Annotated in this window: 19 protein-coding genes and 2 pseudogenes; 14 read left to right on the top strand and 7 right to left on the bottom strand. The window is 40.6% G+C overall.

What is annotated here, in order from left to right; translation table 11 throughout:
• Positions 1-33: 33 nt before the first annotated feature.
• From AC3ZVC_RS15210 to AC3ZVC_RS15220, 3 genes and pseudogenes are all read left to right on the top strand, one after another.
• Positions 34-579: a helix-turn-helix domain-containing protein gene (locus AC3ZVC_RS15210; protein ID WP_490064064.1), complete on the top strand. Its 546-nt coding sequence runs from the start codon at positions 34-36 to the stop codon at positions 577-579.
• A 492-nt stretch (positions 580-1,071) separates the two neighbouring features.
• Positions 1,072-2,595, top strand: a complete 1,524-nt coding sequence (locus AC3ZVC_RS15215; RefSeq protein ID WP_490064065.1) for a hypothetical protein — start codon at positions 1,072-1,074, stop codon at positions 2,593-2,595.
• 49 nt (positions 2,596-2,644) lie between these two features.
• Positions 2,645-2,824 (top strand): annotated as a pseudogene (locus tag AC3ZVC_RS15220) (ArsR/SmtB family transcription factor); the annotation flags it as partial.
• A gap of 363 nt (positions 2,825-3,187) precedes the next feature.
• Here the strand turns inward: AC3ZVC_RS15220 and AC3ZVC_RS15225 are convergent.
• The 3 genes from AC3ZVC_RS15225 to AC3ZVC_RS15235 form a co-directional block, all read right to left on the bottom strand.
• Positions 3,188-3,931, bottom strand: coding sequence for a YwaF family protein (locus AC3ZVC_RS15225; protein ID WP_490064066.1), 744 nt, complete (start codon positions 3,929-3,931; stop codon positions 3,188-3,190).
• A 369-nt stretch (positions 3,932-4,300) separates the two neighbouring features.
• Complete coding sequence (locus tag AC3ZVC_RS15230) at positions 4,301-5,755, bottom strand: flavin monoamine oxidase family protein (protein ID WP_490064067.1); 1,455 nt, start codon at positions 5,753-5,755, stop codon at positions 4,301-4,303.
• Between the two features lie 133 nt (positions 5,756-5,888).
• Entirely contained in the window at positions 5,889-7,313 is a 1,425-nt protein-coding gene (locus tag AC3ZVC_RS15235; RefSeq protein WP_490064068.1) for a Na+/H+ antiporter NhaC family protein, read from the bottom strand.
• A gap of 241 nt (positions 7,314-7,554) precedes the next feature.
• Between AC3ZVC_RS15235 and AC3ZVC_RS15240 the strand changes: the two genes are divergently transcribed.
• The 5 genes from AC3ZVC_RS15240 to AC3ZVC_RS15260 all read left to right on the top strand — a co-directional run bounded on the left by AC3ZVC_RS15240 (position 7,555) and on the right by AC3ZVC_RS15260 (position 13,924).
• A complete protein-coding gene (locus AC3ZVC_RS15240) occupies positions 7,555-7,650 on the top strand; it encodes a YjcZ family sporulation protein (RefSeq protein WP_214722638.1) in 96 nt (31 codons plus the stop codon).
• 355 nt (positions 7,651-8,005) lie between these two features.
• Complete coding sequence (locus AC3ZVC_RS15245) at positions 8,006-8,245, top strand: heterocycloanthracin/sonorensin family bacteriocin (protein WP_490068938.1); 240 nt, start codon at positions 8,006-8,008, stop codon at positions 8,243-8,245.
• A 180-nt stretch (positions 8,246-8,425) separates the two neighbouring features.
• Positions 8,426-10,387, top strand: coding sequence for a putative thiazole-containing bacteriocin maturation protein (locus AC3ZVC_RS15250; protein WP_490064069.1), 1,962 nt, complete (start codon positions 8,426-8,428; stop codon positions 10,385-10,387).
• Positions 10,384-12,327: a TOMM precursor leader peptide-binding protein gene (locus AC3ZVC_RS15255; RefSeq protein WP_490064070.1), complete on the top strand. Its 1,944-nt coding sequence runs from the start codon at positions 10,384-10,386 to the stop codon at positions 12,325-12,327. The genes AC3ZVC_RS15250 and AC3ZVC_RS15255 overlap by 4 nt, the downstream gene beginning before the upstream one ends.
• A 22-nt stretch (positions 12,328-12,349) precedes the next feature.
• On the top strand, positions 12,350-13,924 hold the full coding sequence (locus AC3ZVC_RS15260; protein ID WP_490064071.1) for a SagB/ThcOx family dehydrogenase: 1,575 nt from the start codon (positions 12,350-12,352) through the stop codon (positions 13,922-13,924).
• Between the two features lie 172 nt (positions 13,925-14,096).
• Here AC3ZVC_RS15260 and AC3ZVC_RS15265 read toward each other — a convergent pair whose 3' ends face one another.
• Positions 14,097-15,968: a terpene cyclase/mutase family protein gene (locus AC3ZVC_RS15265; RefSeq protein ID WP_490064072.1), complete on the bottom strand. Its 1,872-nt coding sequence runs from the start codon at positions 15,966-15,968 to the stop codon at positions 14,097-14,099.
• Positions 15,969-16,036: 68 nt separating this feature from the next.
• Here AC3ZVC_RS15265 and AC3ZVC_RS15270 point away from each other — a divergent pair, with 68 nt between their 5' ends.
• Both AC3ZVC_RS15270 and AC3ZVC_RS15275 read left to right on the top strand, forming a co-directional pair.
• Entirely contained in the window at positions 16,037-17,182 is a 1,146-nt protein-coding gene (locus AC3ZVC_RS15270; RefSeq protein ID WP_490064073.1) for a DUF2515 family protein, read from the top strand.
• A 34-nt stretch (positions 17,183-17,216) separates the two neighbouring features.
• Positions 17,217-17,561, top strand: a complete 345-nt coding sequence (locus AC3ZVC_RS15275; RefSeq protein WP_490064074.1) for a CBO0543 family protein — start codon at positions 17,217-17,219, stop codon at positions 17,559-17,561.
• Between the two features lie 969 nt (positions 17,562-18,530).
• Here AC3ZVC_RS15275 and AC3ZVC_RS15280 read toward each other — a convergent pair.
• Complete coding sequence (locus AC3ZVC_RS15280; protein WP_490064075.1) at positions 18,531-19,337, bottom strand: cupin domain-containing protein; 807 nt, start codon at positions 19,335-19,337, stop codon at positions 18,531-18,533.
• A gap of 302 nt (positions 19,338-19,639) precedes the next feature.
• On the opposite strand from AC3ZVC_RS15280, the pseudogene AC3ZVC_RS15285 reads away from it, so the two are divergent.
• From AC3ZVC_RS15285 to AC3ZVC_RS15295, 3 genes and pseudogenes are all read left to right on the top strand, one after another.
• Positions 19,640-20,071: pseudogene (locus AC3ZVC_RS15285) on the top strand (hypothetical protein); the annotation flags it as partial.
• A gap of 207 nt (positions 20,072-20,278) precedes the next feature.
• Positions 20,279-20,701 carry a DUF5661 family protein gene (locus tag AC3ZVC_RS15290; protein ID WP_490064076.1) on the top strand — a complete coding sequence of 141 codons (423 nt, stop codon included), beginning with the start codon at positions 20,279-20,281 and terminating at the stop codon, positions 20,699-20,701.
• 410 nt (positions 20,702-21,111) lie between these two features.
• A complete protein-coding gene (locus tag AC3ZVC_RS15295) occupies positions 21,112-22,608 on the top strand; it encodes a flavin monoamine oxidase family protein (protein ID WP_490064077.1) in 1,497 nt (498 codons plus the stop codon).
• Positions 22,609-22,874: 266 nt separating this feature from the next.
• On the opposite strand, the gene AC3ZVC_RS15300 is transcribed toward AC3ZVC_RS15295, so the two are convergent.
• A complete protein-coding gene (locus tag AC3ZVC_RS15300) occupies positions 22,875-23,465 on the bottom strand; it encodes a guanylate kinase (protein ID WP_490064078.1) in 591 nt (196 codons plus the stop codon).
• A 925-nt stretch (positions 23,466-24,390) separates the two neighbouring features.
• Here AC3ZVC_RS15300 and AC3ZVC_RS15305 point away from each other — a divergent pair.
• Positions 24,391-24,738 carry a hypothetical protein gene (locus AC3ZVC_RS15305; RefSeq protein WP_490064079.1) on the top strand — a complete coding sequence of 116 codons (348 nt, stop codon included), beginning with the start codon at positions 24,391-24,393 and terminating at the stop codon, positions 24,736-24,738.
• Between the two features lie 102 nt (positions 24,739-24,840).
• Here AC3ZVC_RS15305 and AC3ZVC_RS15310 read toward each other — a convergent pair whose 3' ends face one another.
• Positions 24,841-25,953, bottom strand: a complete 1,113-nt coding sequence (locus AC3ZVC_RS15310) for a GIY-YIG nuclease family protein (protein ID WP_490068939.1) — start codon at positions 25,951-25,953, stop codon at positions 24,841-24,843.
• Positions 25,954-26,123 lie beyond the last annotated feature (170 nt).

Genomic DNA, 26,123 nt, shown 5'->3' on the forward strand with positions numbered 1-26,123 from the left:
ATTAAGTTATTTTTAATTTAAAGGAGTAGGGTAATGGAAAATATAGATATTGGTAAAAAAGTGGAGAGATACAGAAAAGCAAAAGGTTTAAGCAGCAGAGAACTAGCGAAAATTGCTGAAATCACCCCTTCCATGTTAAGCCAAATTGAACGGGGGCTGGCAAACCCTTCAATTCAGACGCTAAAGGTTTTAGCGAAAGCCCTGGATGTTCCCACCTTTAGTTTTTTGCTTGAAGAAACCAACACCGAAGATTTGGTTGTCAGGACCAATGAACGAAAGAAAATGGTGGTTGACAACCTATCGTATGAGTTATTGTCACCTGATTTTGCGGGAACACTGGCGACTGCTATTATGAATGTCCCTCCTCAAACATCTTCATCGGATAAACCTTTGGAACACAAAGGAGAGGAAGTTGCTTTTGTATTAGAGGGGAAAATTAAGGTGTATTTAGAGGATGAAGAATACATTTTAGAAACTGGTGACAGTGTCAAAATACCAGCTTATATGAAGCATAGATGGGAAAATAAATTTAATGAAAAGGCTGCCATCCTTTTTTCGGTGACTCCACCGGTGTTTTAAAGCCGCAGTGGATTCACCTTTTTAATGGAGTAACTGACAGTGACTGTTGAAGTTCCTTCAGGATCTATTTATTCCTGATAATCAGGTAAGCCTCATTTACGGGATGGTAACCGCCTCTTCAAAAGGGCATACATTGGTATATATAAAGAGGAGGGTTCGCGCCAAAGGCTCCGCTTGCAAAAACAGCCCCAACAGTTAAGGAAATAGATGCTCCAGTAGAGACTGCCAGTGTGATCCCCGGCGGTCTTTTTCTTTTAGTATTAAACTAGCTGTTTAGTTGAAGCAGGAATCATTTAATTTTTAATGAATAATGAATATAGAAGTAGGAGCAAAGGAGATAGAAGGATGGATGAAGATAAAAAGAGTTCTATTTTAGGAACAGTTCTGGCGGTTTGTTTAAGTAATAATCATTCATTTAGTAAAGTAAATCAAGAATATATAACGCTGTAGTATGGATTAATAGTAACTAGAATTCGAAAGAGTGATAAATAGATGCTGAACTTTAACCGATTAAAAAGTATAACCAACTTGGAAGATTGGAAAAGAGTATATATTGAAGAGATTCAGAAGCTCGACAACCTATATCAAGAGGAAGAGCGTTTATATTATAGAATGTATACTCATGGGAATAAAAGTGAAAGAATTAATGAAATTCAAAGAATAAAGCATGAGTTGATGACTGATCAGCAATTAATAAAGACGTTGTCATCTTGGAAAGATTCGTTAATAGATGATCCCATTTGGCACAGAAGACTAGATGTTTTCTTATCGAGGATGAGTCAAGAAGCACTTGATAGCCAACCGGAACTTGCAAAAATACAACAAAGATTGCAAACAAACCTTATGAATACCACTTTTATGGTGGATGGAAAAGAATATAACTTGGGTGCAGTTCATTCCAATATACTAGAAAATCCTGACCGTGAGCTTCGCAAGCAACTTTTTTTTGGGGCTCAAAAGATTGGTGAAGAGAATGAGGATTTATTTAGATCATTAGTCAAAAAACGGAACGAGCTTGCTAGAAATCAAGGTTATACCAATTATTATTACTTTCGATGCATCTTAAAAGAGATTGATATGGATTCTTATATTGATGAAATGAATACTTTACTAAAGAGAATAGCAAACTTATCCAACTATTGGGAAAATAGGATAAAAGAAAAATTCGGATGGGAAACCCTCCATTATTATGACCAATATTTTACAATGTTTAATTTCCATCATCTGGAAAATAACTCCTTTCATTCAAATCGTATGAAGGAAGTTTTAGCAGATGTAGTAAGCAGTCTAGGAAAACGGATAGATGAAATCCCTCTTTCAATCGAGAGTCTTGAAATTCCTTATGGTGGATTTTGTATTAACATCAATCCAAACGAAATTAAACTTGTTGTTAGTAAACGTGACTCCTATTCTGTGTTTCTATCAGGAATTCATGAGATGGGACATGCCATCGACGGGCATTTTGGCTCATATCAATATCCAGAACTATATCGATTTTATTCCAGTATCGCAGCCGAAGGAATTGCAGAATTTTTTCAAACAATAATCACTGATAAAAAGTTTCTTATAAAAAATTTTGATATTCAGGATGATGAGTATGTACAAATCGAAGAAATCAATCAAATTATGGATTTAAAAATGGTGAAAATAAATCATTATTTTAGTTTGGTAGAATATGAACTATATAAAAATCCTGAACGTAATTTCCAAGAAATAGCGAATGAATTATATAAGTTTGTATTTGGGTATGAGGGTGAAACGGCCCATCCAGCAAATATGATGTTTTATGTTGAAAATCCTGCTTTTTTCCAAGATTATAACTTTGCTTTAGCAATAAGAGATATGATTCGCAATAAGTTCAAGGTTCAGAGTCCTTACGGTAATTCTGAAGTTTTTCATAAGCTTCTTGTGAAATTTATCAAGCCAAACCAGCTTTATTCCTGGAAACATCGCATAGAAGGACTTTGTGGTGAACCTCATACCTTTACTTACTTAGCAAAAAGATTATCGAACTAAAAAAGCCTTTAATAACCAATTATTAAAAGAGTCTGATTCAGATCCAACCAGAAGAGCAATCATACAGGAGCTATCCAAGGGAGAGAAAACAGTTAAAAAGTTGGCAAAACCTTTTGATATGACTTTACCTGCTTTTTCAAAGCATATGAAGGTTCTTGAAAATGCTGGGTTAGTCTCGTTTAGGAAGGTGGGAAGATTTAAATACTATTCTCTACAATTCGAAATGTAAATGATCATTAATGCGAAAATGGTTTGGAAAAAGCACTGCAAACAGATTTTTTTGCTGTGCTTATTTTAATATGATCCTTCTTCAGGTACTTTATATGGAGCATTATGATCTCTTATGAATACGATGATAAAATGTATGAAGCAAAATCAATATGATTTTCAATTAGCAGATTGATGAGCTACAGAAATAACTGGCATAAGGGTTGAAAAGCTGCTGCAAACAGGCGGTTTTTTTAAAAAAGGAAAAACAGCTGAATACGATGTAATGTAATAGGAGTATGCAAAAAAGAATCTTCATCAAATCTTAGGACACCCTTCTAATTCTCCTCTGTGACAGAGGCTAAACAGACACTATTATATCAAATCAAGCGTGATCAATAGGATTCGAACTTTCCCTTTGGCTTTTTTTAGATCTTTTAAAGATTACCCATACTAATAAGCTTAAAATAATTAATAAACCTTCCAGGGTAAAGATATACCATGGATAAGGACCGAGAACATCATACAAACTTGGGCTATCTGGCTTGTGGCGCAAAAACCAATAGTTTCCGTTTGCCCGCTTATTAACCAACAGAATAAAGGGCAAGAGCAGATTAAGAAAGACAATTAGTTTTATTACAGATCGGAAGGTAGGGCGATATTCTCTCACCCACATAAAATATAAGGTAATCCATACAAGCATCATATGTGTAAGGAAAAAATGAAAAAAACGAAAATGGGGAAAATCGTATGTTAATGCAGGAGAAAATATTGCTTGGCTGGCACCCAAAATTGCAATAAAAAATAATAGTTCAAAGGCTAATTTATTTCTGGTAAATAATAAAATGATACATAAAATATTCCCAATATTACACAATTCCAAAGGCAAGGATCGGCCTGCTTTCCAGAGTCCATTCTCAAACATCCAAAGGTGATAGGTGATCTCAAACAAAATCAAAAAAAATGCTGCCGCTATTTCAGCTCTTCTCCATTTCTGATTTTTGAATGTTCCTCGTTTTAGGAAGATAACTAGCGCAGTAAATAGAAAGATAGCCAGTATGACAAAATGACTTTCAGAAAACATTTGAAAATCAAAAGACTTATTGCTTGGGCCAAACCAATCCATCATTTCCACCCCTCAGGATACCTTAAATGTACAACAATGAAAAAGATAACAAGGGACAATTTCACACCTGTTTATTGATACATTAGTGTATGTTCGAAAAAACAATTTGACCTTGTCACTTCATATTGAGCTAAAGGGACAGTTGAATAGGATTAAGTTTCCATATTTTTATGGTTCCATATGCGGATAAAATTTAAGAGAAGTGAAAGAAGAAACGGGTCTTGAAATTGCAGCTTCCAAGTGCCCTTCTATAACCTACCGGGGAAGTTTAGCAAAAGAGGAATAATTTATCCTTTATTGAATTGTTATTCAGCCCTTTACTAGATGAGATCAATCTAGTATTTTATCACGAGTGAACGGTCATTGGGCAAGCTACCTTTGTAAGTCATTCACTTCATAGGCGACGCGGATTCCAGATTCGATTGCTCCTTGAATCCAGCCATGGAGCCGGGATGTATGCTCACCGGCAAAATGCACTCTTCCTTCTGGTTTAACGATATCAGGGTACAATTCCGTTTCCTGTCCAGGTTCAAAAAATGTGAATCCGCCGCATGAATAAGGGTTCTGTCCCCAGCTGTAGGAGGTCCCCGTAACGTATTGTTCATACACTTGATTTCCGTATATTTCTGCCAAGTTTTTAAGCGCATAATATATGCGGTCTTCCTCACTCTGACTATCCCAGGTAAGTGCTTCATCCGCCCAGGTATAACTGGCTAATATAACCGCAGGGCCAGTTGTTCCAATGCCTTGGCTTGGAAGAAAGGTAAATCGAATCGGCAGGTCCGAAATGGTTTTCCCGCCAAGCTGGCCGTCTTTTTCCCAAAATCTACTCTTGAATTCAATGGCAATTTTGGTTGCGGCCATATAATTAAGCTCGCGAATGGCTCTTCGTTTCGAATAGGAGAAAGAATGGTATGGCTGGACATTCACAAATCGGAAAGCTGAAAAAGGGATTGTTACAATCGCCAGGTCACCTGTCACGCTGAAATGCTCCTCGGTTTGCTGATGAGAAGAGTGAAACGTAACGCCATTTGTGGCCTGAACGATGTCCATTATTTTTTGATGGAAAAGAATATGCTCTTTTAATTGGGGGAGAAATGCCTTTGGCAAACGATCCATCCCGCCTGTTATTTCATAGTAAGAACCAGGTGTGGTGAAAATGATTAATTCACGCAGCACTTCAATAAAGGACATTCCCATGAAGGCTTCCAAGTCGAGAAGCACACCGATCATGTCGATGGCACCATCTGAAAAATAAGAGGTTAATATATAACCAAACGAATATCTCTTATATTGTTCTTCCAGAATGGCCCAATTTCTCACCGGGTCCTGATTAATGAAGTCAATAAAAGGCTGTACGACTCTAAGGAGCAGCTCTTCTGCCGATTTACTTCTTTCATTTGGCTGAATGGGGAATTTTAAAATGCTTGGGTTACGTTCGAACATGTGAAGACGTGTTTTAATGCCATTTACGTAGAGAACATCCATTGGACTTCGGTTAATGAATTCATTTATGGGGAGTCTGAATTTTTTTATATACTCCAAAGTCAGTGTATGGGACTGGGGAATACGCATAGGTCCTGCGTTAAAGTATAAGCCATTGCTAAAAGGGGATCGGATCGTGTATACTCGGCCGCCAATTCGATCGTTCGCTTCAAGGATTGTGATTTTATGACCGGATTCCTTTAACAAAGAACCGGCCACCAGTCCAGCCATACCTGCACCAGCAATGATAATATGCTTCGGCGAATGTGACTTTTTAAGACCATATTTAATCACGTAGTGCATTTGCTCGGTCGTTAACTCAAGCTTCTTTTGCCAAGTCATCTCCTCGCCCCTCTGCAATAGGATTCATTGCAGTATATTCACACGAAGGATTCCCTATGTGCATTAGAGAGGCAAATATCACTTTTAAAGCCGCATTTCTGAAAGTTAAGCGAACTGGGATAAGCCAGTCCTCTTAAGAAATGATAAATCCACTTATAATAAATAAACCAGCCGCTATTACACCGCCAATGGCGGAAATCTTTAACTTATAGCGTGCATAGTCAACTAAATCCATATCTAAGATGGAGGCTGTCGTTATGGTCGTATCGCCAAGCGGGGAGGTTAAAGCCCCAAATGTACCACTCGCAAAAACTGCGCCAACAGTCAGCGGGATAGAGGCGCCGGTTGAGACGGCCAGAGTAATACCCAATGGCATGAACAGTCCCCACGTTCCCCATGAGCTGCCAATGAAATAACCAACAACAGATCCAAGTACAAAAATCGCCGCTGGAGTCAGAAATGCAGGCAGAAAGCTTCCAAGGGAGCTGCCGATAAATTCGGAAAAACCCAGATCTTCTGCTGCCAATGTTAATGTCCAGATCAAAATGAGGAGGCTGATGGCTTCCATCATCTGATTGCCGCCATCATAAAAATGGTAGAGAATTTCGTTCATTTTCTCTTTTCTCAAAACGTAGAAAACAAACGTTAATACCAATGTGATAAAAACGGCCAGAAGCATCACAAAGGTTGCATCGGCCATGGAGAAGGCTTCAAAGATCGTCTCCGCTCCCTGAGCCATGCCGTCTTTCCATAAAAGAAAAAGAGAAAAAGCAAGCAGCAAAAAGACAGGGACAATCAAATGCCAGGGCTGTGCTTTTACGAGGGATAATTCTCTTTTAATCCCCATGCGATGGAATTCATGCTCTTCTTCTTCCAAGTCCTTATGTAACTGTTTGTCTTGCTGCTTTGTTCTTTTAGGAGTCCAAAATGTCTGCACAATCCCTATGATCAGCATGATGATCGCATAAAAGTTAAATAAAATACTTAATAGAAAAACTTCATAAGGCGACATGTCCAGGTTCAGTCCGCCAATGCCGCCTTCCACCAGCGAAACCATGAAGCCGACAAAAGCTGTCGCAACCGGCAGCAGCACAATGACAGACTCTGTGGAGATATCCAGTGTCATGCCAACCTTTTGCTTAGACAGGTTCATCTTTTTTATAAGGGATTTAATAATGGGTCCAATCATCATGATCCTAAACATCGGCATCATGAAGGTAAAAGGGAGGGTAATCCAAATAAAGCCCAGCAGCCCCCGTTCCGTATGAATCCGGGTACCGGCCCATTCGGAAAAACCCTTAATGCCGCCAGCAATATTCATCATGCCGACAAGGCCGCCAAATAAATATAAAAACCCGATGATTTTGATGTTGGTTTCATCGGACAAGGTATTGACCATGTAAGTAACAGATTGCTCGGTTCCTGCCAGTAAATCTGCCGAAACGATAATGGAGCCAACTAAAATACCAACAACAAGTCCCGGCAGGATATTTTTAAGCCAGATAGACATTGCTATGACGATTACAAATGGTAAGAGAGAAAGCCATGTTTGATCCAAGATTCTGCCCTCCAATGAAAATGCTATTACTGAATTAGTATAGCCAAGGCAGGAAGGTCCATTCCTGGAAGCTGACCGCATAATTGAAACGTTAACGTATTGGGTGAAGCACCCGAAATTTTTGCTGGTGGGCAAATAGGAAAAATGATTCAATTTTTACCTATTTCCATGTTTGTCCATTACGATACTAATCGTTAGGACATACGCTGTATTAATTATTAATTAAGGCAGGTGATACATTATGTCAGATGGTAAACGTTCTAATTTTGCATTGATCGTAGTGCTTTTCGTTCTTTTAATTATTGTCGGTACATCCTTTGGGAAAGGGTACTATTAATAATTAAGAAAGTGCAAACAAATAAGTACACCTCCACAAATTCAAAGAAGCGTCCATCAAACGCTTCTTTTTCCTATTTAGATGCATTTTAAGCAATGGCTCGAGCTTGTTGAAATGTACTCTGCAGTACCTTTTATGAAAGGCACGGTTAATCAAAGCCCAATAAATATAGGTGTTTGATTCAGTAACAATACCCCAACCTAAAACATATTTTGATGAGGAGAGATTCAAAGTAATGATTAATTTAATTACTGTTGACTTCTTATGTTCTTGATTGTCCCCTTTCATGTTGCTGGCACATCTTATTAATAAATACGGAGGTATGAACATGAATGATTTTCAAAGAGAACTTCAAATGTTGAATGTTGGTGATTTCCATGCGAACGAAGCAGTTCCTTGGGATCAGAACCAGTACTATAGCGATCAGGCTCGGTTATGTGGTATAGGTTTTGGCTTTGGCTTTAGTTGCTTTTTCTTTAATTGCTTCAGTTGTTTTAACTGTTTTAATTGTTTTCGCTGCTCTAACTGTTTTCACGGGGGACGCTGTGGCGGACGTTGCGGGGGACGCTGCGGCGGACGTTGTGGCGGTCGCTAGCCTTAACAATACTGCCAGTTTAATAATAAAACTGGCTGGACAATCAAAAAAGGAGTCCCTGCAGCTGCATGCAGGGGCTTTTCTTCTAAAGGGCAGACATATGAGACAAATCTCGGTACATAAGATTATAGAGAAAGGTATGTTTCATAAATAGGAATAGTTTGGGTAAGGAGGAGCGAAATGAAAAATTTGACCCCTTCTATGCGGCTGAAGGTGAAAAGGGACACGTTTTTTCTCCCTGATCCAACCAAGGGTGTGTATTTTCGGAACAATTTAAGCTCCTTCCGCATGGAAGGCAATATGATCGATCAGTGGGTTCAAAAGCTGATACCAATGTTTAATGGTGAATTTTCATTGGGGGATTTGACAGCCGGTTTGCCGGGTCCACATAGGGATCGGGTGTTTGAAATTGCAGAAGTGCTTTATCGAAATGGCTTTGCTCGGGATGTAAGCCAAGACCACCCTCATGAATTACAAGATCGTGTTCTTGAAAATTTTGCTTCTCAAATTGAATTCCTGGAAAGTTTCGGGGATTCGGGTGCTTACCGGTTTCAGGCCTATCGTCGGGCAAAAGTGCTGGCAGCAGGATCAGGCCCTTTTTTTGTTTCCCTGGTTTCTTCGCTGATTGAGTCCGGATTACCTAAGGTCCATATGCTTATTACGGACCCGGAATCTACTAATAGACAGAGGCTGAAGGATATTATCGCACATGCCCGTCAAACAGACCCTGAGGTCTCAGTAGAGGAGGTAACACATCAGAATGAAGAAGATTATTCCTGGGAGGAACTGGTTCAGCCGTATGATTCCATTTTATATGTGTCGGATGCTGGCGATGTAGAGGAACTGCGGGTTATACATGCCGCATGCAGGGCAGAGAAGAAGTTGTTCCTTCCTGCTATATTCCACAAACAGGCTGGTCTGGCAGGTCCACTGGTTCATCCGGATTCAGAAGGGTGCTGGGAGTCTGCATGGCACCGCATACATCAATCTGCGTTTTGCGAAGACAAGCAATTGCACACCATCTCCTCCACAGCAGGAGCCATGCTGGCTAATTTAATCGTGTTTGAACTGTTTAAAGAGGTTACAGGATTGATCAATGCAGAACAGAGAAATCAGTTCTTCCTGCTTAATCTGGAGACGCTGGAAGGAAATTGGCATTCATTTCTGCCTCATCCGACATTGACCGGAAATACAGCTGTGGAATGGATCCAAGATATTGATAGGAGGATCGAACAGAGTTCGAGCAGAAGTGAGCCTAACAGCTTGTTTCTTTTCTTCAGCCAATTGACATCCAAAGAATCAGGGATTTTTCATAAATGGGAGGAGGGAGATTTAAAGCAGCTTCCATTAGCACAGTGCGAGGTTAAGGCAGTCGACCCGTTGTCCAAGGGTCCGGCTGAGCTGCTGCCAAACATTGTCTGTACAGATTTGAGTCATGAGGAGGCACGCCGGGAAGCAGGTCTGACCGGGATAGAAGCGTATGTGTCACGGATGGCTGGTCAGCTCGCTGCGGCTCTGCTTCCACATCGCGAAATAGATGGGGATATAGGAAATTCTCAGGACTTTGTTGGTGTGGGAGCAGGGGAAACATTTGCAGAGGGTGTTTTCCGCGGGCTGGATAAGTGTTTGGACGAGGAACTGGCTAAGCGTCAAGCGGATCAGAATGCTGCTGCTCCGCTGCATTTGAGTGCAGTAGACGATGAACGCTGCAGGTTTTATTTGGAGGCATTGACAACGATACAGGGAGCACCGACAATCTGCATGGGTGAGGAAGTGTGCGGTTTCCCTGTGATCTGGGTCGGCACGAAGGATCGCTGGTTTGGCAGTGCAGGCTTTAATAGAACAATAGCGCTCCGGAAAGCGTTACAATATGCCCTCATACAGGCGCAAAACCAAACGAGTAGACATAAGCCAACAGCCCTGGAGGCATCATCTGTGCTTCTCAAAGAAGAGGATCCGCTAAGCCTTGTCATTCCTTCTTGTGAAGAGAAGGCACAATCCCAGGTTTTGCTGTCTGCCAGACAGGTGCTGGAACGGAACAGCAAGCAGCTCCTTGTCTGTGAATTTTCGGTTGAACCCTTTTTGAAAGAGCATCTGGCAGGGGTGTTTGGGGTGCTGCTGCGAGAGGAGGAATCTCAGTGAGTGCTGTCGTAGTAGTTGTCGGAGAAGGACTGCTGGCGGACAGCGTATGCAAAGAACTGCCCGCCACATATAAGATAGTTCGTCATATAAACTTCGAGCCAGAACTGCCGGAAGGAACCGATTTGATTTTGGTGCTGAACGATGCCTGGATTCCTGCCATTCATAAAAAGGCTGAAGAGGTGTCACGGTCATCCGGTATTCCTTGGCTGCGGGGCTTTGTTTCATTTGGAGAGGGTGTGGTTGGTCCGCTGGTTCACCCGGGAACGCCGGGATGTTCTCAGTGTGCGGACACGCGAAAACTCTTTGCTGGGCGTGACCGCGAAGAGATGTGGGCACTGCATCAGGTGCTGGAAGGGAACAACGGATTAATGCGTGACGCATGGGCATCGCGAACAGGACTTTTACAAATGGCTTACCTGGTCGTGTCGGAGGTGCAAAGGGTGCTTGAGGGCAGCTTGGCCGACTTGGATGGCCACCTGTTTTTGATCAGCCTGAAAACACTTAAAACCTCTAGCCATTTCATATTACCAGATTCATTGTGTCTGGTCTGCAGTTCCTTGCCTGAAGACTCGCATGCAGCTGCCCGAATCTCCATGCAGCCAAGTCCAAAAATAAGCGCAGACAGTTACCGCTGCCGTTCATTGGATGATTTAAATAAAACGCTCGTCAAAAATTATCTGGATTCCAAGACTGGATTAATGAATGGTAAAATGTATGATTTCACACCTCCGTTTGCTGATGTAGTGGTAAACCTGCCGTTATTTTCAGGGGACGAAGGCGTAGCAGGCCGTACGCATTCATATAAAGTAAGCGAGCTGACTGCCATTTTGGAGGGGCTAGAGCGGTCCTGCGGTATGGCACCCCGTGGAAAACGGACAGTAATCTTTGACAGTTTCCGCAACCTGGAAGATCAGGCCCTTAATCCTGTTAAAGTAGGTGTGCATGCGGATGGACAGTATGCACGGCCAGATTTTCCATTTAAAAAGTTTGATCCTGATACTCCAATGAAGTGGGTGTGGGGCTATTCGTTTTTGCAGGAGCGTCCCATTCTGGTTCCTGAGCTGCTTGCTTATTACAGCTTGGGCTGCGGGCAGGGATTTGTCTATGAAACGTCCAACGGATGTGCACTTGGCGGGAGCCTGGAGGAGGCTATTTTCTACGGTATTTTAGAAGTGGTGGAGCGTGATTCGTTCCTGATGACTTGGTACGGCAAGCTAGCCCTTCCGCGTCTTGATCCGTATTCCTCAAATGATCAGGAATTGAAGTTAATGATTGATCGGGTGAGGACGGTAGCGGGATATGATCTGTATATCTATAACGCGACAATGGAGCACGGCATTCCAAGTATTTGGGCGATGGCGAAAAACAGGAAGCAAAAGGGATTAAATATCATTTGTGCGGCAGGAGCCCATCCCGACCCCGTACGGGCGGTAAAAAGCGCGGTTCACGAGTTAGCTGGGATGATGATGACACTTGACAATAAATTTGAAGAGAACCAGGAGGAATTTTTGCGAATGCTGCAAGATTCATCCCTCGTGGGGAAAATGGATGATCATGGGATGCTGTACGGTTTACCGCAAGCGGAAGAGCGCCTAAAGTTCCTGCTGGATGAAAACCGGCCGCTCCGTACGTTTTCCGAGGAATTCAAGTGGGAGGGGAGACATGCAGACCTGACGGATGACCTGCAGGACATTCTTCAAGTGTTACACGGAGTGAACCTTGATGTCATTGTGGTGGATCAGACCACACCGGAAGTTAAACGGAACGGATTACATTGTGTCAAAGTGCTGATCCCAGGGATGCTGCCTATGACATTCGGACATCACCTAACACGCGTTTCAGGGCTTAAGAGGGTGTTAAGGGTCCCGATGGAACTCGGGTATGCAAAAGAACCGCTTACATTTGAGCAGCTTAATCCACATCCGCACCCGTTTCCATAAGCGCTGACTGGGAGGTAAAAGGATGAATCTAGAGACATTCCTGCACAATTTGCATTTTGATATTGATCAGATAAGCCCAACAGATTGGGAAGTGGATTGGGAAGATGCACCGCTTGCCTATAAGGTATACCGCGGTTTGCCGGTTATTCCCCTTTCGCTGGAAGTTCCCCTTTCTCTTGAAGAATGGGAGGCACCGGCAAAGCCTGACCTACGGAGAATCGGTCATTTTCTCTGGTATGTATTCGGCCTTAATCAATTTTCCCAGTCTGTCACTCCATTTGGTTCCTATGAACAAGGGGATAATATTATGCAGTCGTTTCGGAGGTCTGTTCCTTCTGGCGGAGGTTTATACCCCAACGAATTATACATGTATCTGAAAATGGAGGATTTGCCTGAAGGGGTGTACCATTATGATGTGCTGCACCATCGCCTGGTCTTGCTGCGTGAAGGCAATTTTGATTCATATGTAGCCCGGGCACTTGGCAATCGCTGTGATGTGTCCTCTTGTTTTGGTACTGTGTTTTTGTCGACCATGTTTTGGAAAAATTTCTTCAAATACAATAACTTTGCTTACCGTCTGCAAGGCTTGGATGCAGGTGTGGTGATTGGACAATTGCTGGAGGTTTCGAAGAGGTTTGGTTTTGCAGCGGGGGTGAACTTCCAATTTCTTGATCGTGCCGTCAACCATCTCCTTGGACTGCCTGAACAGGAGGAGAGCGTATATGCTGTTATCCAGCTGTCCGTTGAACCGACCAGCTGGTTTACGAACAGAAGCAGCATAGACGGGATGGTCTCTGCCACCGATTTGTGCCAGGAAGTGACCTCGATTCAGAATCATTACTGCGTCAGGTCACATAGAGTGAAAGAATTTCCCTTGTTAACCAGCATAAACCAAGCATCCATGCTGGAATCAACTCAATCGTTTCACCAAATCACACCGGATGAGAGCCATTGTGAAGGTCGGGCGGTGGCTCTTCCTCATGTAAAAAGAATATCGTATGATCTGGCGTCAGTCTGCAGAAATCGGTATTCACCGGACATGGATTTCGTTTCAGGAAAAGTTAGCGGGCAGCAGCTGGCAGCACTGCTGCAGGAGGCAACTGCTTCGTGCTCGTACCGAAACGATTTAGATGGGGCATTTGATAAGCGCAAGTCACGTGTCGCGCTTTATGCCTGTTTGAATAATGTGGAAGGCATTCCGAATGGAGCTTATCATTATGACAGCGATACTCATTCGCTGCGGGAGCTAAATCCCGGAGATCATCGGCTTGTGCTGCAATCCGGAATGCCTGCAGGTAATGTGAATTTGTTCCAAGTCCCTCTCTGCTTTCATGTAGCAGGCGATAAAGATTTCTATAAAACGGCACTTGGCTATAGAGGCTATCGGATTCAGCAAATGGAAGCCGGCATGCTTGTGCAGCGACTGCTTTTAGCGGCGACAGCCCTCGGGATGGGCGGGCATCCACTTCTCGGATTTGATGCGAAAATGTGTGATGAAATTTACAGGATGGATTCACAGGGAAAAACAAGCCTAATCCAAATCCCGATTGGCTTCTACCGGGCCCGTCCATGGTTGAGGGGGAATTTAATTAGCTAGGCAAGACGAAGGTGCTGTTGGATGTGAATTTGAGATACCTCTATCAAATTACTAAACTGCCTTTCACAGGAAGGCGCCATCTGTATTGGCCACAGGCCATTAGGGAGGCGCCTTTTGTTATGCTTGGATACTTAAAATATGGATGGGCCAACTCACCCTCCGACGTGTATCATTACCCGAATTTTTGATGATAATGGGACAAAGCCATCAGGGGAAAGATGTACCGGTAGCTGTGATAATGGATGTAGAAGCTTCCTGCCATGGCTTGCCCTTTCGGGTAGGCAGTGGTCCAATCCTGTTTTTCGATTGAGTACAGAAGATAATTAATCCCTTTTTGGATTGAAGGTGACGGCCTATCTTCAGCAGCTATTAAGGCATTCACTGCCCATGATGTGTCTGTAATGGTGCTCGCATTCAAGGGTACGTAAGACTTTTGGCTGTCACTCAGACAGGATTCCCCCCAGCCGCCATCCTGGTTTTGAATGCTCTTTAGCCAGTCAGCTGACTTCTGGATGGAAGGGTGTTCTGCTGGCAGGCCAGAGGCAATAAGCCCAGTGACAGCTGCCCATGCGCCATATATATAGCAAACTCCCCATCTGCCATACCACGAACCATTGTGTTCCTGATTTTTCAAGAGCCAGTTAATCGCCTTCTTAAAAGCAGGATTATCCTTTGGAAGATCTGTATAGTTTCCCAAAAACTCTAATGTCCTTCCTGTTAAATCCGCGGAGGTCGGGTCACCAAAAATATATTCCCCCTTTTCAATCGGAAGAAAATCGAGCCATGGATTCTCGGTATTCCTTTCAAAAGAAGGCCAGCCGCCGTCGTCATTCTGCATCGACAAAAGCCAGCTTATGCCCCGGTCCCAAGCTTGCTGATAACTTGGACTGCCCTTAACGCTTCTGGCAATCGATCGCAGGGAAGCGGTCGTGTCATCCACATCAGGGTTGACTGTATTGACGTCAGAAAATCCCCATCCGCCCGGCAGGGTACCCGGATTATGAATGACCCAATCCCCAGCCTGATCATGCTGACGCTTCAGCAAATAGGTGTTTGCCTTTTGAACAACGGGGTCTTCAGGGGGGACACCGGCCATTTGGAGGGTGGAGTTAATAAGGGACGTGTTCCATAGACTGGCATCTGCATATTGCATATGCGGGAGGCCGCCTATATCTGTCTGAAGCGATTTCAGCCCTTTCACGGCATTTTTTATAATCGGGTCATTCTTTGAGTAACCAAGTGATAATAAAGCAAAAATCATTAAAAAGGTTGAACTGAAATAACTATAAAACGTTCCATCCGGTTCAATGCGCTCCAGCATATATTTTTTTGCCCGGTCCATCGCCATTGAGTGTAGCTGCTCGGGCAAGCCCAATAATTCTTCAATTCCTTCTTTGATAGAGGATAATAAAGACCGCCATTCTTCTTGAATTTCCCAATCTTGTTTTCCAGCTCTTGTTAATCTTAAATCGGAAAGGTCGGTGCTATTTTTCGTTATTAAACTAAATTTATTTTCTGCCAGAATCAGAATTGGCGCAAGATTCACTCGACCATACACAGAAAACTGGTAGAAGTTAAAGGGAAAAGAAAGAGGCAAAAGCATAACCTCGACAGGGATTGGAAAGGATGAGGGCCATTCGTATTGTCCGGTGGAAGAAAGCATGATTTTCGTAAAAAGATTCACATTTTCCATCCCGCCATTCTCCAGGATAAACCGCTTGGCAGCAATCATCCTCGGGTCTTCCTTCTGAACATAGCCGGAATATAAAAGCGCGTAATAAGCCTCCAGCGTGGCAGTGGCATTTCCATCCCTTTCATCGTAAAAAAGCTTCCAGGCGCCATTTAGATTCTGCTTGCTCAAAATTCGAGTAACCAGCCCCCTGATTAATTTTTCATCATGTATTTCCAATGTCCTTAATAAAATGATCATATAAGCATCTGTTGTAATGCCTGTTTCAAATGGATATTTCCATGATCCATTCTGGGACTGATCATTTTTTAGCTTATTGATTAACCAGTGTATGCCGTGAATGGTGTTGGTCATGATATGCACATTCCTCTCCCGCTAAATTCATCATACTGATACATATTCATATGGCCGGAGGAGAATTCATGGAGGAGGGGATCCCAATCTTTTTTCGAAAAAAACAAGAAATATCCCCGATGGAAGCAATAAAAGAAGAATTAAAGAAAAGGAAAAAAGTCCAGAAAGCTGTAAATCTATCAGAAGAAGAAAAGAAGATCCTGCAGCAAATTAAACTTGAAACCCAGGAATGGAATAAAAATAATGTGACCAGAACAAAAGCTTATCTAAATTTCTACCGGCAGTATCCGGAGGTTCACTGGGCGTTTCTCGGGCATATGGTTTCCCGGAATGGCGGCTGGAACATGACCGATCTTAAGGGTGAGCTGCTTTCCAGATTATTATCGGACAAAGAGAAGCAATCCTTTTTTTCGTTTTTGGAAAGAGGGAATTGGCTCATCTTTCAGGATGCCTATCCGCAATTTTTGATTTACCGTGAAAGCCTGAAAAGAAACAGACCGTTATTTTTCCTATTTCCTTTCTTAAATATCTCCGTCTTTATGGAAGCGAACTGGAATTGCTTCTGGAGAAACCCGCAGCCAACTTTTCTCACGATAGCCCTGATTATTAATGAACAAAGCTATCTGGAAAAAAGGGTGATTCAAAATCATAGTTATAAAGATGAGGTATTTCATAAGCTTGAATTTAAGCTTCAGGAATTGCTATCACTCAATCACATCCTTTTCCCATACAAAAAGAGCGGAGCGACTCATTTGAGGGGACAGACGTTATATCATTTTGAGTCTTTAAATGAACGAATTTTATTAGGGAAGAGGCTGTATGCTGTTCTTTTCATGAATAAGGATGTGCTGGCACACACGGAACAGTGGGCGAACCGCCACCCCCATACGGGCTCAAGGAAGGATTATTGGCCAAACATTTTTAATGCGATCCACGAAGGGCTTCCAGGTGAAAAATATCAATTTCAATTAAAATCGTGCAAACTGCGGCCAGGAGGGAGAAGAATCTATAGCCCAACCCTTGAAAACGCATGGGAAAATGTAAGACATGCAGAAGTGGAAAAAGGGGATTGGTTTGATCACGGCATTGTACTGGATTATTTTAATGAACTAGAAGATAACATTAATGGGGAGATTCAGGATGCATACTGCAAAACACTTGAAAGACTCGAGCTCGCAGCCCTTGCAAAAAAAGCCGTCACAAATTGGCATTAAAAGCTATATACCCGCCATGCTGCTGGCTTCCTTATTGGGGACTTATTTAGATCTCTATTATGTCGGAAAGGAGCTTTACAGCTTTCCGATTCGCCCCTGGCCATGGATTTTTACCATTAATATAGGATTCACACTTCTTGTCCTTCCCATCACCATGCTTGTTCTTTTGAAAATCATGCAAAGGTGTAGAAGCTGGTTAAGGGTTCTATTGGTATTGTTCATCAGTTTGGCGATGGCGGTTATGGAAAAGGCGGCAGAGGATCTGGGACTGTTCGTTCATGCGGATGACTGGAACCACTTGAATACGTTTGTGGGCTATTGCGTATTTATTGGACTGGTTTATGCATTTCATGGATGGATGAATAGGGAGAGAGAATAAGAGACTGGCATGGAAAGGATTATATAGTTTCCATGCCGCTCTTTTTTATTTGGATAAGAATAAACAATAGTTATTTATGTAATGTTTAACGTAGTTGAACATGGAAAAGTGCTGCATTAACCATAAAGGTTTCCATTTGAGGTGCATTTTTATAATTTAAAGCTAAATTGACACAAGAATTGACAATTAAAATGTCGCAAAAATAATACAAAAAAACTCGCCGAGATCCTAACGGGTTCTGTTTCCTGTTACAAAAATCCAAAATGTATATTAAAATGACCATCAATTTGTAAGTAAATTTGATGGTCATTTTTTATTGATATAACGCGAATAATTATAAAAATAGGAGTGAATTTGCAGTCCAATTTGTATATCAAAATGTAAGGTTACAGAGATTGCTGTTACCTCGCAAATTGGACTGCAAAATGCTGTGTTTTTTATTTACAATACCACGTTTTTCTTTGGCTTTGGCTCTGTTAATATTCATTGATGATTTTCGTATAGGTATGAGAATTAATAGGCGGAGAATTCCCGCTAATGTATATAGAGGAAGCTTAAGAAGCAGAGATAAGCGGAGGAATTCCGGTTAACTGCTCTAAATAAGCCAAACTTCAAAAATTTGGTTCATATAAGCGGAAAAACTCCGCTTATTCTTAAGGAAATATGGGTATTTCCCAATTTAAACGGAATTTTTCCTGTTATTTTTCAAACACAGTGAAATCGACATTCAGTTTTATAATGTACCTTGGCCATAAAATGCATTGTGCCCTTTGTAATATTCTTACATAACAAAAAGCCCTGCATTTTGCAGGACAAAGTGTATAACAAATATTAGGAGATTTATAAACGTATTTTTATAAAAAGTGACAGATATCTGAACACGTTACCGTGATCCGCGAGTTTTTAATGCAGCAGGAAATATTATAGTCTTTTTTAACAAAAGCATCTTATTGTTTAATCACGGCTGCTCTACATATTTTTGCTTTCCAGAAGAAGTTTGGATTCTCCTGTACGTTCCCATTCTTCTACTGTTTCATATGCTTTTTCAGGAGAATATCCCTTCCCTACAAGAACGCCCATTAGAATAAATTCTTGAAGAATGTGTGTCATATTAATTCCTCTTTTAACGTCCTCCAAGCCTTCTTTTACCAAAAACTCCGTATGTCTTACCCATTCATCTGGAGTCTTTCCGAAAGCTACTGTTTTCCCATTCCCATTAGCCAAACCTTCTTCCATTGCCATTGCATCTGCCTTTGTTTTATGAACGGTACCAAATGGATGGTTTGGCGGGGCATATATGGAGTATAGTTTTAACGGAACATTTCCTGTGTTTGTGACATTGTGCCACATTCCAGCCGGTATCATAATAGCAGAGTCATCAAAGATTCTCCATTGGAAACTTAAATTATCTTTACTTTTGCCCATTTGCACGATCCCCTGACCTTGTTCAATACGTAAGAATTGATCCACATCAGGGTGGATTTCCAATCCGATATCTTCACCAGCATTAAGACTCATTAAAGTGACCTGCAAATGATTTCCTGTCCATAGTGCAGTACGATACGTGCTGTTTTGTTTGGCTGCCTCATTGATATTTATAACAAATGGGTTTGATCCATAATCTTTTAATACGTTTCTGCTATCACCATAAAATGACCGGTAAGAACTGAATGCCAAATCATTATAATGAGCCCAATAACCAGTAGGATTTCCGTAAGTATGTGCTGGTGTATTTGCATAATAAGGATTTTGATACGTATAGGGCATATAGTACATTTTCCTCAATCCCTTCATATTATTTATTATCAATAAATTATCTTATGTACGTAGAAGAGGAATGTACTTTTTAATCTTAAATGACCTCTTTGAGTATCCAAGGTACATTTCAATTTCTTTTATATATTCTAATAAGAAGAATAACTTGGAATTAGGAGCACAATGAGCAACAACAACTGCTCAGCAGCAGGAAAATAATTTAAGAGGTGAAAATATAATCAATGTATGCGAAAAATTTTTACTCTCATAATCAACCCACTTATCATAATTTGCAACAATCATTAGAAAGACAAAATGCTAATGACTACGGAGCCAAAGGGGCTTTGAATGCCCCAACATTAACCTTACCTCAGATGCTGACTTATGCTTTACAAGACGAATTTCTTGCTCAGGCTAGGTATAATAATATTCTTTTAAACTTTGGTTATATACGTGCGTTTGCCCGAATCCAAGAAGCTGAATTAAGGCATATTAGTGCGTTACTTCCTCTTTTTGAACGATATCAAGTACCTGTTCCAGAAGATATTTCAAGGATGTTTGTTACTACCCCTGAAACTATAAAAAACGCTTTTGCTTTTGGAGTTCAAGGCGAGATAGAGAATATAAATATGTATAATAAATTTCTTTCTTTAAATCTTCCAACAGATGTCAGAACAGTATTTACACAGTTAAGAAATGCATCATTGAACCATTTGGATGCATTCGAAAGAGGCCTAGCTCGAAATGATGTTTGAAAAAATAGTTTTCTTTGTGAGCCTTAAGGGAATTTTCAAGTGAAATCCATATGAAGAGGATTACCTTCCTTTGAGGGTTATCCATAATTATTTAAATAAAATTTTGTGAATTTTTTGCTTGTTTAATTTCCTGGAATACACGCTCCTAAAACAGTAATGAGCATATGTTATTGTTAATTACTGTTTTAGGTTTTAGGAGTGAATTATATGTACTACCATAGTCAGTTTCCGTATATGAATCAGTATCCTAATTATTCTAACGATTGTACGAATTTTACTCATTTATCAAATAGAAATTTACTTAACAATAATCTAACTAGGATTACTGCTAATAATATTGCATCGAATCGTTTAAATAGGGACAGAACTAGCTTTTCAAGAGAGGAAGCAGCAGCAATAGCTTTACTTTTAGGTATTGACTTTACCAAAAGTAAGTTTGATTTAGATGAGTTTTGGATGGGGGTAAATACTGAGCTTGAACACGGGAAACAATCCAGCCAAACGAATGTTACTGGGGATGATCCCCTAATTACGGGGAAAATTGCATTGGCTCATCTTAGCGAGTTTCCTGATTATTATAAAAGATTAAAAGTTCTTGAGAAAGAAGCGAAAGCATATTGGAACAAATAATTTGTATTGTTTTGTATACCTAAATAAAAATTATTGTTTTGCATCATACATTTCATCCATTTAATGGTGTTAATTGTGATGAAACACACTTCAACGAGCAGGTGCTTAAACAAAAGAACGAATAAAAATAAAAGAGCCGAAAATATGCAAGTTTTTATTCACTGCTTGCATCTTTAGGCTTTTTTACATTCATAAAACATATTGCCATAAACAGCTTTTTTTAAATGCCAAATACATAAAGGGTGTGTGTTAAGTAATTGAAGTAGTTAGATAAATTAATATGTATTACATATCCCAATATGTTAGATATCATGCGATTTTACACATAATTCGCTTTTCCTGCTGAATAAAATGGCTGTAGACCTATTTTTATCAGTTTCTGGTCTTCAGCATTACAGAGGGGGAAAAGCATGCTAGATTACGTATTTCCTAGGTTATCCTCGGATCAAATGATTTCAATCATAAGAAATGGACTTGGAAAAACGAAAATACCCAAAAAGATTATCATTGTTGGTGCAGGTATGGCTGGACTGGTCTCAGCATCTTTGTTAAAGCAGGCTGGCCACCATGTTACGGTTCTAGAAGCAACAGATAGGGTGGGAGGACGGATTTATACATTAAGGGGAGATTTCAGGGATGAGCAATATCTTGAAGCTGGTGCGATGCGAATTCCACATACTCATTTGCTGACGATGGAATATATAAAGAAATTCCAGCTCCCAGTTAATGAATTTATCAATTCGACTCCTAATGATATGATCTATGTAAAAGGAATAAAAACTCGGTTATGGGCGTATGAACAGAATCCAGACATGCTGCGCTTTCCCGTTTACCCGCATGAAAAAGGCAAAACAGCAAGCGAGTTGCTTCAAGCAGCGATAAAACCGATAACCGATTTTATCGAACAAAACCCCAAAAGGAATTGGCTCTGGGCCATAAAGGAATTAGATAAATACTCGCTGGATACTTATTTGAGATACAATCCATACGGTGTGACATTATCCCCCGGTGCCATCGAAATGATAAAAGTAATGCTTACACTGGAAGGGCTTATGGAGCTTTCCTTTTTGGAACTGCTGCGTGAACTGTTAATCCTATTCACCCCTGATATCAAGTTTTATGAAATCAAGGGTGGCAACGACCAGCTTCCTAAAGCATTTACCAATCAATTGAAAGATAATATTCAATATGGACAATATGTTAAAAAAATTAAACAGCACGATAACCAAGTAACCATTTCTTCAGTCCATAAAATCTTAGAACCATTTCAAATTACTGGAGATCTTGCGATTGTTACGATTCCTTTTACTGTCCTGCAATTTGTAGAAATTGAGCCTCGCCATTCATTTTCTGAAAACAAATGGAAGGCCATTCGCGAGCTTAAATATGCAGGATCCACGAAGACAGGCATCCAGTTTAAAAACAGGTTTTGGGAAAGGCAAGGATTGTATGGCGGGCAAACCATTACAGACCTTCCTATTAAATATGTTCAGTACCCAAGTCATGGTCTCGGAACACAAGGATCGGGTATCATTTTGGGGAGTTACACATGGGAAGATGATGCGATACCGTGGGATAGTCTGGAAGAAGATAATCGCCTGGAATATGTATTAAAAAATTTAGCTGAGATCCACGGTAAACAGGTATTTAGTGAATTTCAAGGAGGAACGAGCCACAGCTGGATTCGATATCCTTATTCTGCTGGAGCTTTCACAATGTTTAAACCCGAACAGGTGAAAGAGCTGTCCCCCTATATATCCACACCCGAAGGCAGGGTTCATTTCGCAGGCGAACATGCGTCAACGAATCATGCCTGGATCCAGGGAGCCATCGAGTCTGGCATACGTGCTGCATATGAAGTCAATGACTTGCCAAAAACTTATTTTGAATCCAACTTTAAGCGATAAAAAACGGTTAATGATGAAATTTTTTAACCAGTCAGATGATGGAAACGATAAAAGCAGTGTGATTTCATTGGGAAATCCACTGCTTTTCTTATTTTTAGATATGCATTTCCTGTGCGGGTACTCCAAAAGGTGCTTTTTCACAATAACAGTAATTTTTATTCTCTCCCAGGTTCAATGGGTATCATTCACTTTGACATGTTCAATGTAATATGGCTTAAAAGAACGGCTTAGAATCTATTCATCCAGCCTTTTATCAGCCTATTACTTTAGTAGTCCGTAACAATGACGCCTCTGTCTAAAAATGCTTCGATTAATTCACTAATTTGAAAAGCGACTTGCGGCGAATCATAATTTTCAAATGCATGTTTGTAGTTCTTTTTATAGCCCATGGTTTCGTCGTAATGGGCCATGTGCCGTTTGATATCTTCTTCAGGATCCTGACGCTCTTTTTGACGCTCAATGACGGTATCACGATCCGCAAAAATGAAGAAGCTCATGACTCGCTCACCATAAATCGTTATTAACTTCTCTGCACCTTCAGGGTTCAAAGTCAAATAAATGAGGTTATGCTTTTGAAATGCCTTGACGATATCTTCTTCGCGAATTCCATAATAATACCCATCGATTTCAACACTCTCGAGAAATTCCTGCTGTTCTTGCATAAGTTTGAAGGTTTCTACAGTGACAAAATGATAGTCTTCACCATCTTTTTCATAATGCCGGGGGGAGCGGGTGGTGTAGGAAAGAACGGTTTGCATATCAAAGGCGGTAGCGACCATTTTAGCAATGGTTTTTCTCCCTGAACCATCAGGGCCAGTATAAATAAATATTTTTTCTTTTCCTTTAATCTGATACATACATAACCTCCAGTATTTAAATTTTTAAGAAAAGAAACATCTGCCCCTGGAAAGTTTAATCTGTGCTTGCTTTTGCAGCTGTTAAATCATGAGTAAGATGTCTCTTATATGATTGTACAATAAAATTCGTTTCCATTTGCATAAATTCGTTAATATTAACAGAAAATTCAAAAGTTAGTATTCTTAAGGCTCTGCTAAATTGACCTGATGATTTCCGCTGCAGGCACTCCCTTTCCGCGGGCGGTCCGGAAGCCTCCTCGTCGCTTTGCTCCTGCGGGGTCTTCCTTTGATCCGCACCCCCGCAGGACTTTGAATAAGCTTCCTTGATTAAGCACCGCACGAAGGAAATGCGAATGCATTTTCGCGGAGCTCGTGCCTTCCGCTCCAATCAACAGGGTGCTAAAAAACAACAATAAACTTTTACAGAGCTATTCTTAAAATAATTTTACAAAGGATTCTAGTATGTATTTTTGCAATTCATGGAAACTCAGGAGCAGCAAAATTTCTTCTATAAGACAAATATTAGTTTTTACAGCGATTTATTAAGGGGAGTTAACAGTCTATTTACAATTAGGTGTACTTCCGATGGTTCGACATATTTTTAAGAATGACTTGTTATAATGACATTGTTTTAGGAGGGAGAGGGGGGGAAATCACTAAAGACAAACCAGCAGCGGTCACTAATTGCCTTAGGGTTAATCAATTGGGAGCAGCAAGATTCATAACCAACTTGTGAGATAGCTATTTTGCATTGATTTAAAGTATTTATGTCAAAACGATACAAGGAGGAAACGTGGATGGAGCTTTTCCTTTATATTGGGACCTATCTATCCGTCTCAGTTGCTCTTGGCTGGCTGATTTCAATTGCTTTTAAACTGTTTCTAGAATAGGTTCAATTGTGGTTTGAAAAGGGCAAAGTTGTAGATTGAGAATTATTGCAGAAGGAGGTTCCCAGAAACAAAGAATCAAAAGAGAATTGATACATACAGCCAGATCATACATACAAACATCGAATCCATTTGAGTTTTGTTCGTTCAGAAAGATAGATGGGCTACTCTTACTATCCAGGGAGGGAATTGATGTGTGGATTTTAACCCTTTTTTTACAAGACAGCATTAAAATGTTTGAGTATGATAACAAGGATGAAGCGAGAGTAGAGTTTGAAAAGGCAGATGGATGTAAGATTCTCTCTGAGATCATCCATTATGTGGACTTTGAAAGAGAAGGAAAGGTTAAAACAGGAAAAGCCAGAACTCCCCCTTGGAAATTTTAAGAGAAGATTATGGGGGCCAGTCCCCCATTAGGTACTGAATTACTGAGGATATAATAAACCATCTATATACAAAAAATATAGATGGTTTATTTATTCATTGATTCAAATAAAGGTTTCTGATCCCGGCTGCTTAAGTTGGGCATTATTAAGTAATTGGTTAAGAGCAAAATCAATGTTGGAATGATTTTTTGGTTCCAGCCAATCTTCCTGAATGATTACGTAAGAGCAATTTTTGCTATTTAGGTAACTATAAATGATCTGCGCTTCATCGATTTCATGCCTGCCTACATCGATAGGTGTATGATCATGGTTTTTTAAATAGGCTAAGATATTTGTTTTTATGTTTTCACCCAGCTGTTCAAGATTGTTTTCTATAGAATACTTTTGGCTAAAAAGGACCTTTGTCCTTTTAATAAGGAAAAATTTAATGAAGCTATCATTTATTTTTTCGATGATGGCGATTTGATGGTTTTTTTCTGTGAACTCGATCATTTTTTCTTTTTTTAACAAGGCATTAACCGCCTGTATAGAATCCCTATATTTTGAGGCAGCTTCAAAATCACATTTCTCAGCAGCGGTAGTCATCATTTCTTCCATTTCCTCGACTAGCCTCATGTCTTGGCCATTAAGAAATGCAATTAACTTGTCCAGGACTTCATTGTACTGCTGGATCGCAGCACCTCCAATACATAGACCATTACACAATCCTAACGAGACATTTAAGCAAGCTGTGTTCGAATTGTTAGGGTTGCTGCAATTTAATTTATAGCAGTCCTTTATCCCTTGGATGGCTTTTGCCGCATTATTTTTGCTTGTAAAGGGTCCAAAATATAGTTTGCCGTCACTTGCAGCAGGGTTATAGGTTATTTCGATTTGGTGATAATCGGTGTTGACCGCAATTCCTATATAGACAAAGGACTGCGGGCTTTTCATCATCCGATTATACATCGGCTGCCATTCCTTAATGAATTGACATTCCAGCATGAATGCTTCAAATTCGGTATCTGTCAGGATATATTCAAAGTCCTTTAAATGACGGATGAGTTTTTTTACTTTAGGGGAATGATTACTTGAATGCCGGAAATAGGTTTGAACCCGATTCTTTAAGTTTTTCGCCTTGCCTACATAGATAATTTGGTCAAAGGAATCTTTCATAAGATAAACGCCCGGTGATAAGGGCAGCTTTTTTACTTTATCTGATAGATTTATTGTTATTCAGCCCTTTACTAGATTATATCTATCAAGTATTTTATCACGATTGAACGGGAAACTGGAAAATTATCGCTTTAAGTTATTCACTTCAGAGGCGGGACGAATTCCAGATTCGATTGCTCCTTGAAACCATCCATATATTATGGCAGGTGGGAACGAACCAAGTTAGGCGT

This window comes from Cytobacillus sp. C11.1 (assembly GCF_058145115.1).

Excerpts from the sequence above, each read along its gene's own strand:
- AC3ZVC_RS15210 (WP_490064064.1), top strand. The coding sequence starts at position 34 with ATGGAAAATATAGATATTGGTAAAAAAGTGGAGAGATACAGAAAAGCA.
- AC3ZVC_RS15215 (WP_490064065.1), top strand. The coding sequence starts at position 1,072 with ATGCTGAACTTTAACCGATTAAAAAGTATAACCAACTTGGAAGATTGG.
- AC3ZVC_RS15225 (WP_490064066.1), bottom strand. The coding sequence starts at position 3,931 with ATGATGGATTGGTTTGGCCCAAGCAATAAGTCTTTTGATTTTCAAATG.
- AC3ZVC_RS15230 (WP_490064067.1), bottom strand. The coding sequence starts at position 5,755 with ATGACTTGGCAAAAGAAGCTTGAGTTAACGACCGAGCAAATGCACTAC.
- AC3ZVC_RS15240 (WP_214722638.1), top strand. The coding sequence starts at position 7,555 with ATGTCAGATGGTAAACGTTCTAATTTTGCATTGATCGTAGTGCTTTTC.
- AC3ZVC_RS15245 (WP_490068938.1), top strand. The coding sequence starts at position 8,006 with ATGTTGAATGTTGGTGATTTCCATGCGAACGAAGCAGTTCCTTGGGAT.
- AC3ZVC_RS15250 (WP_490064069.1), top strand. The coding sequence starts at position 8,426 with ATGAAAAATTTGACCCCTTCTATGCGGCTGAAGGTGAAAAGGGACACG.
- AC3ZVC_RS15260 (WP_490064071.1), top strand. The coding sequence starts at position 12,350 with ATGAATCTAGAGACATTCCTGCACAATTTGCATTTTGATATTGATCAG.
- AC3ZVC_RS15265 (WP_490064072.1), bottom strand. The coding sequence starts at position 15,968 with ATGACCAACACCATTCACGGCATACACTGGTTAATCAATAAGCTAAAA.
- AC3ZVC_RS15270 (WP_490064073.1), top strand. The coding sequence starts at position 16,037 with ATGGAGGAGGGGATCCCAATCTTTTTTCGAAAAAAACAAGAAATATCC.
- AC3ZVC_RS15280 (WP_490064075.1), bottom strand. The coding sequence starts at position 19,337 with ATGTACTATATGCCCTATACGTATCAAAATCCTTATTATGCAAATACA.
- AC3ZVC_RS15290 (WP_490064076.1), top strand. The coding sequence starts at position 20,279 with ATGTACTACCATAGTCAGTTTCCGTATATGAATCAGTATCCTAATTAT.
- AC3ZVC_RS15295 (WP_490064077.1), top strand. The coding sequence starts at position 21,112 with ATGCTAGATTACGTATTTCCTAGGTTATCCTCGGATCAAATGATTTCA.
- AC3ZVC_RS15300 (WP_490064078.1), bottom strand. The coding sequence starts at position 23,465 with ATGTATCAGATTAAAGGAAAAGAAAAAATATTTATTTATACTGGCCCT.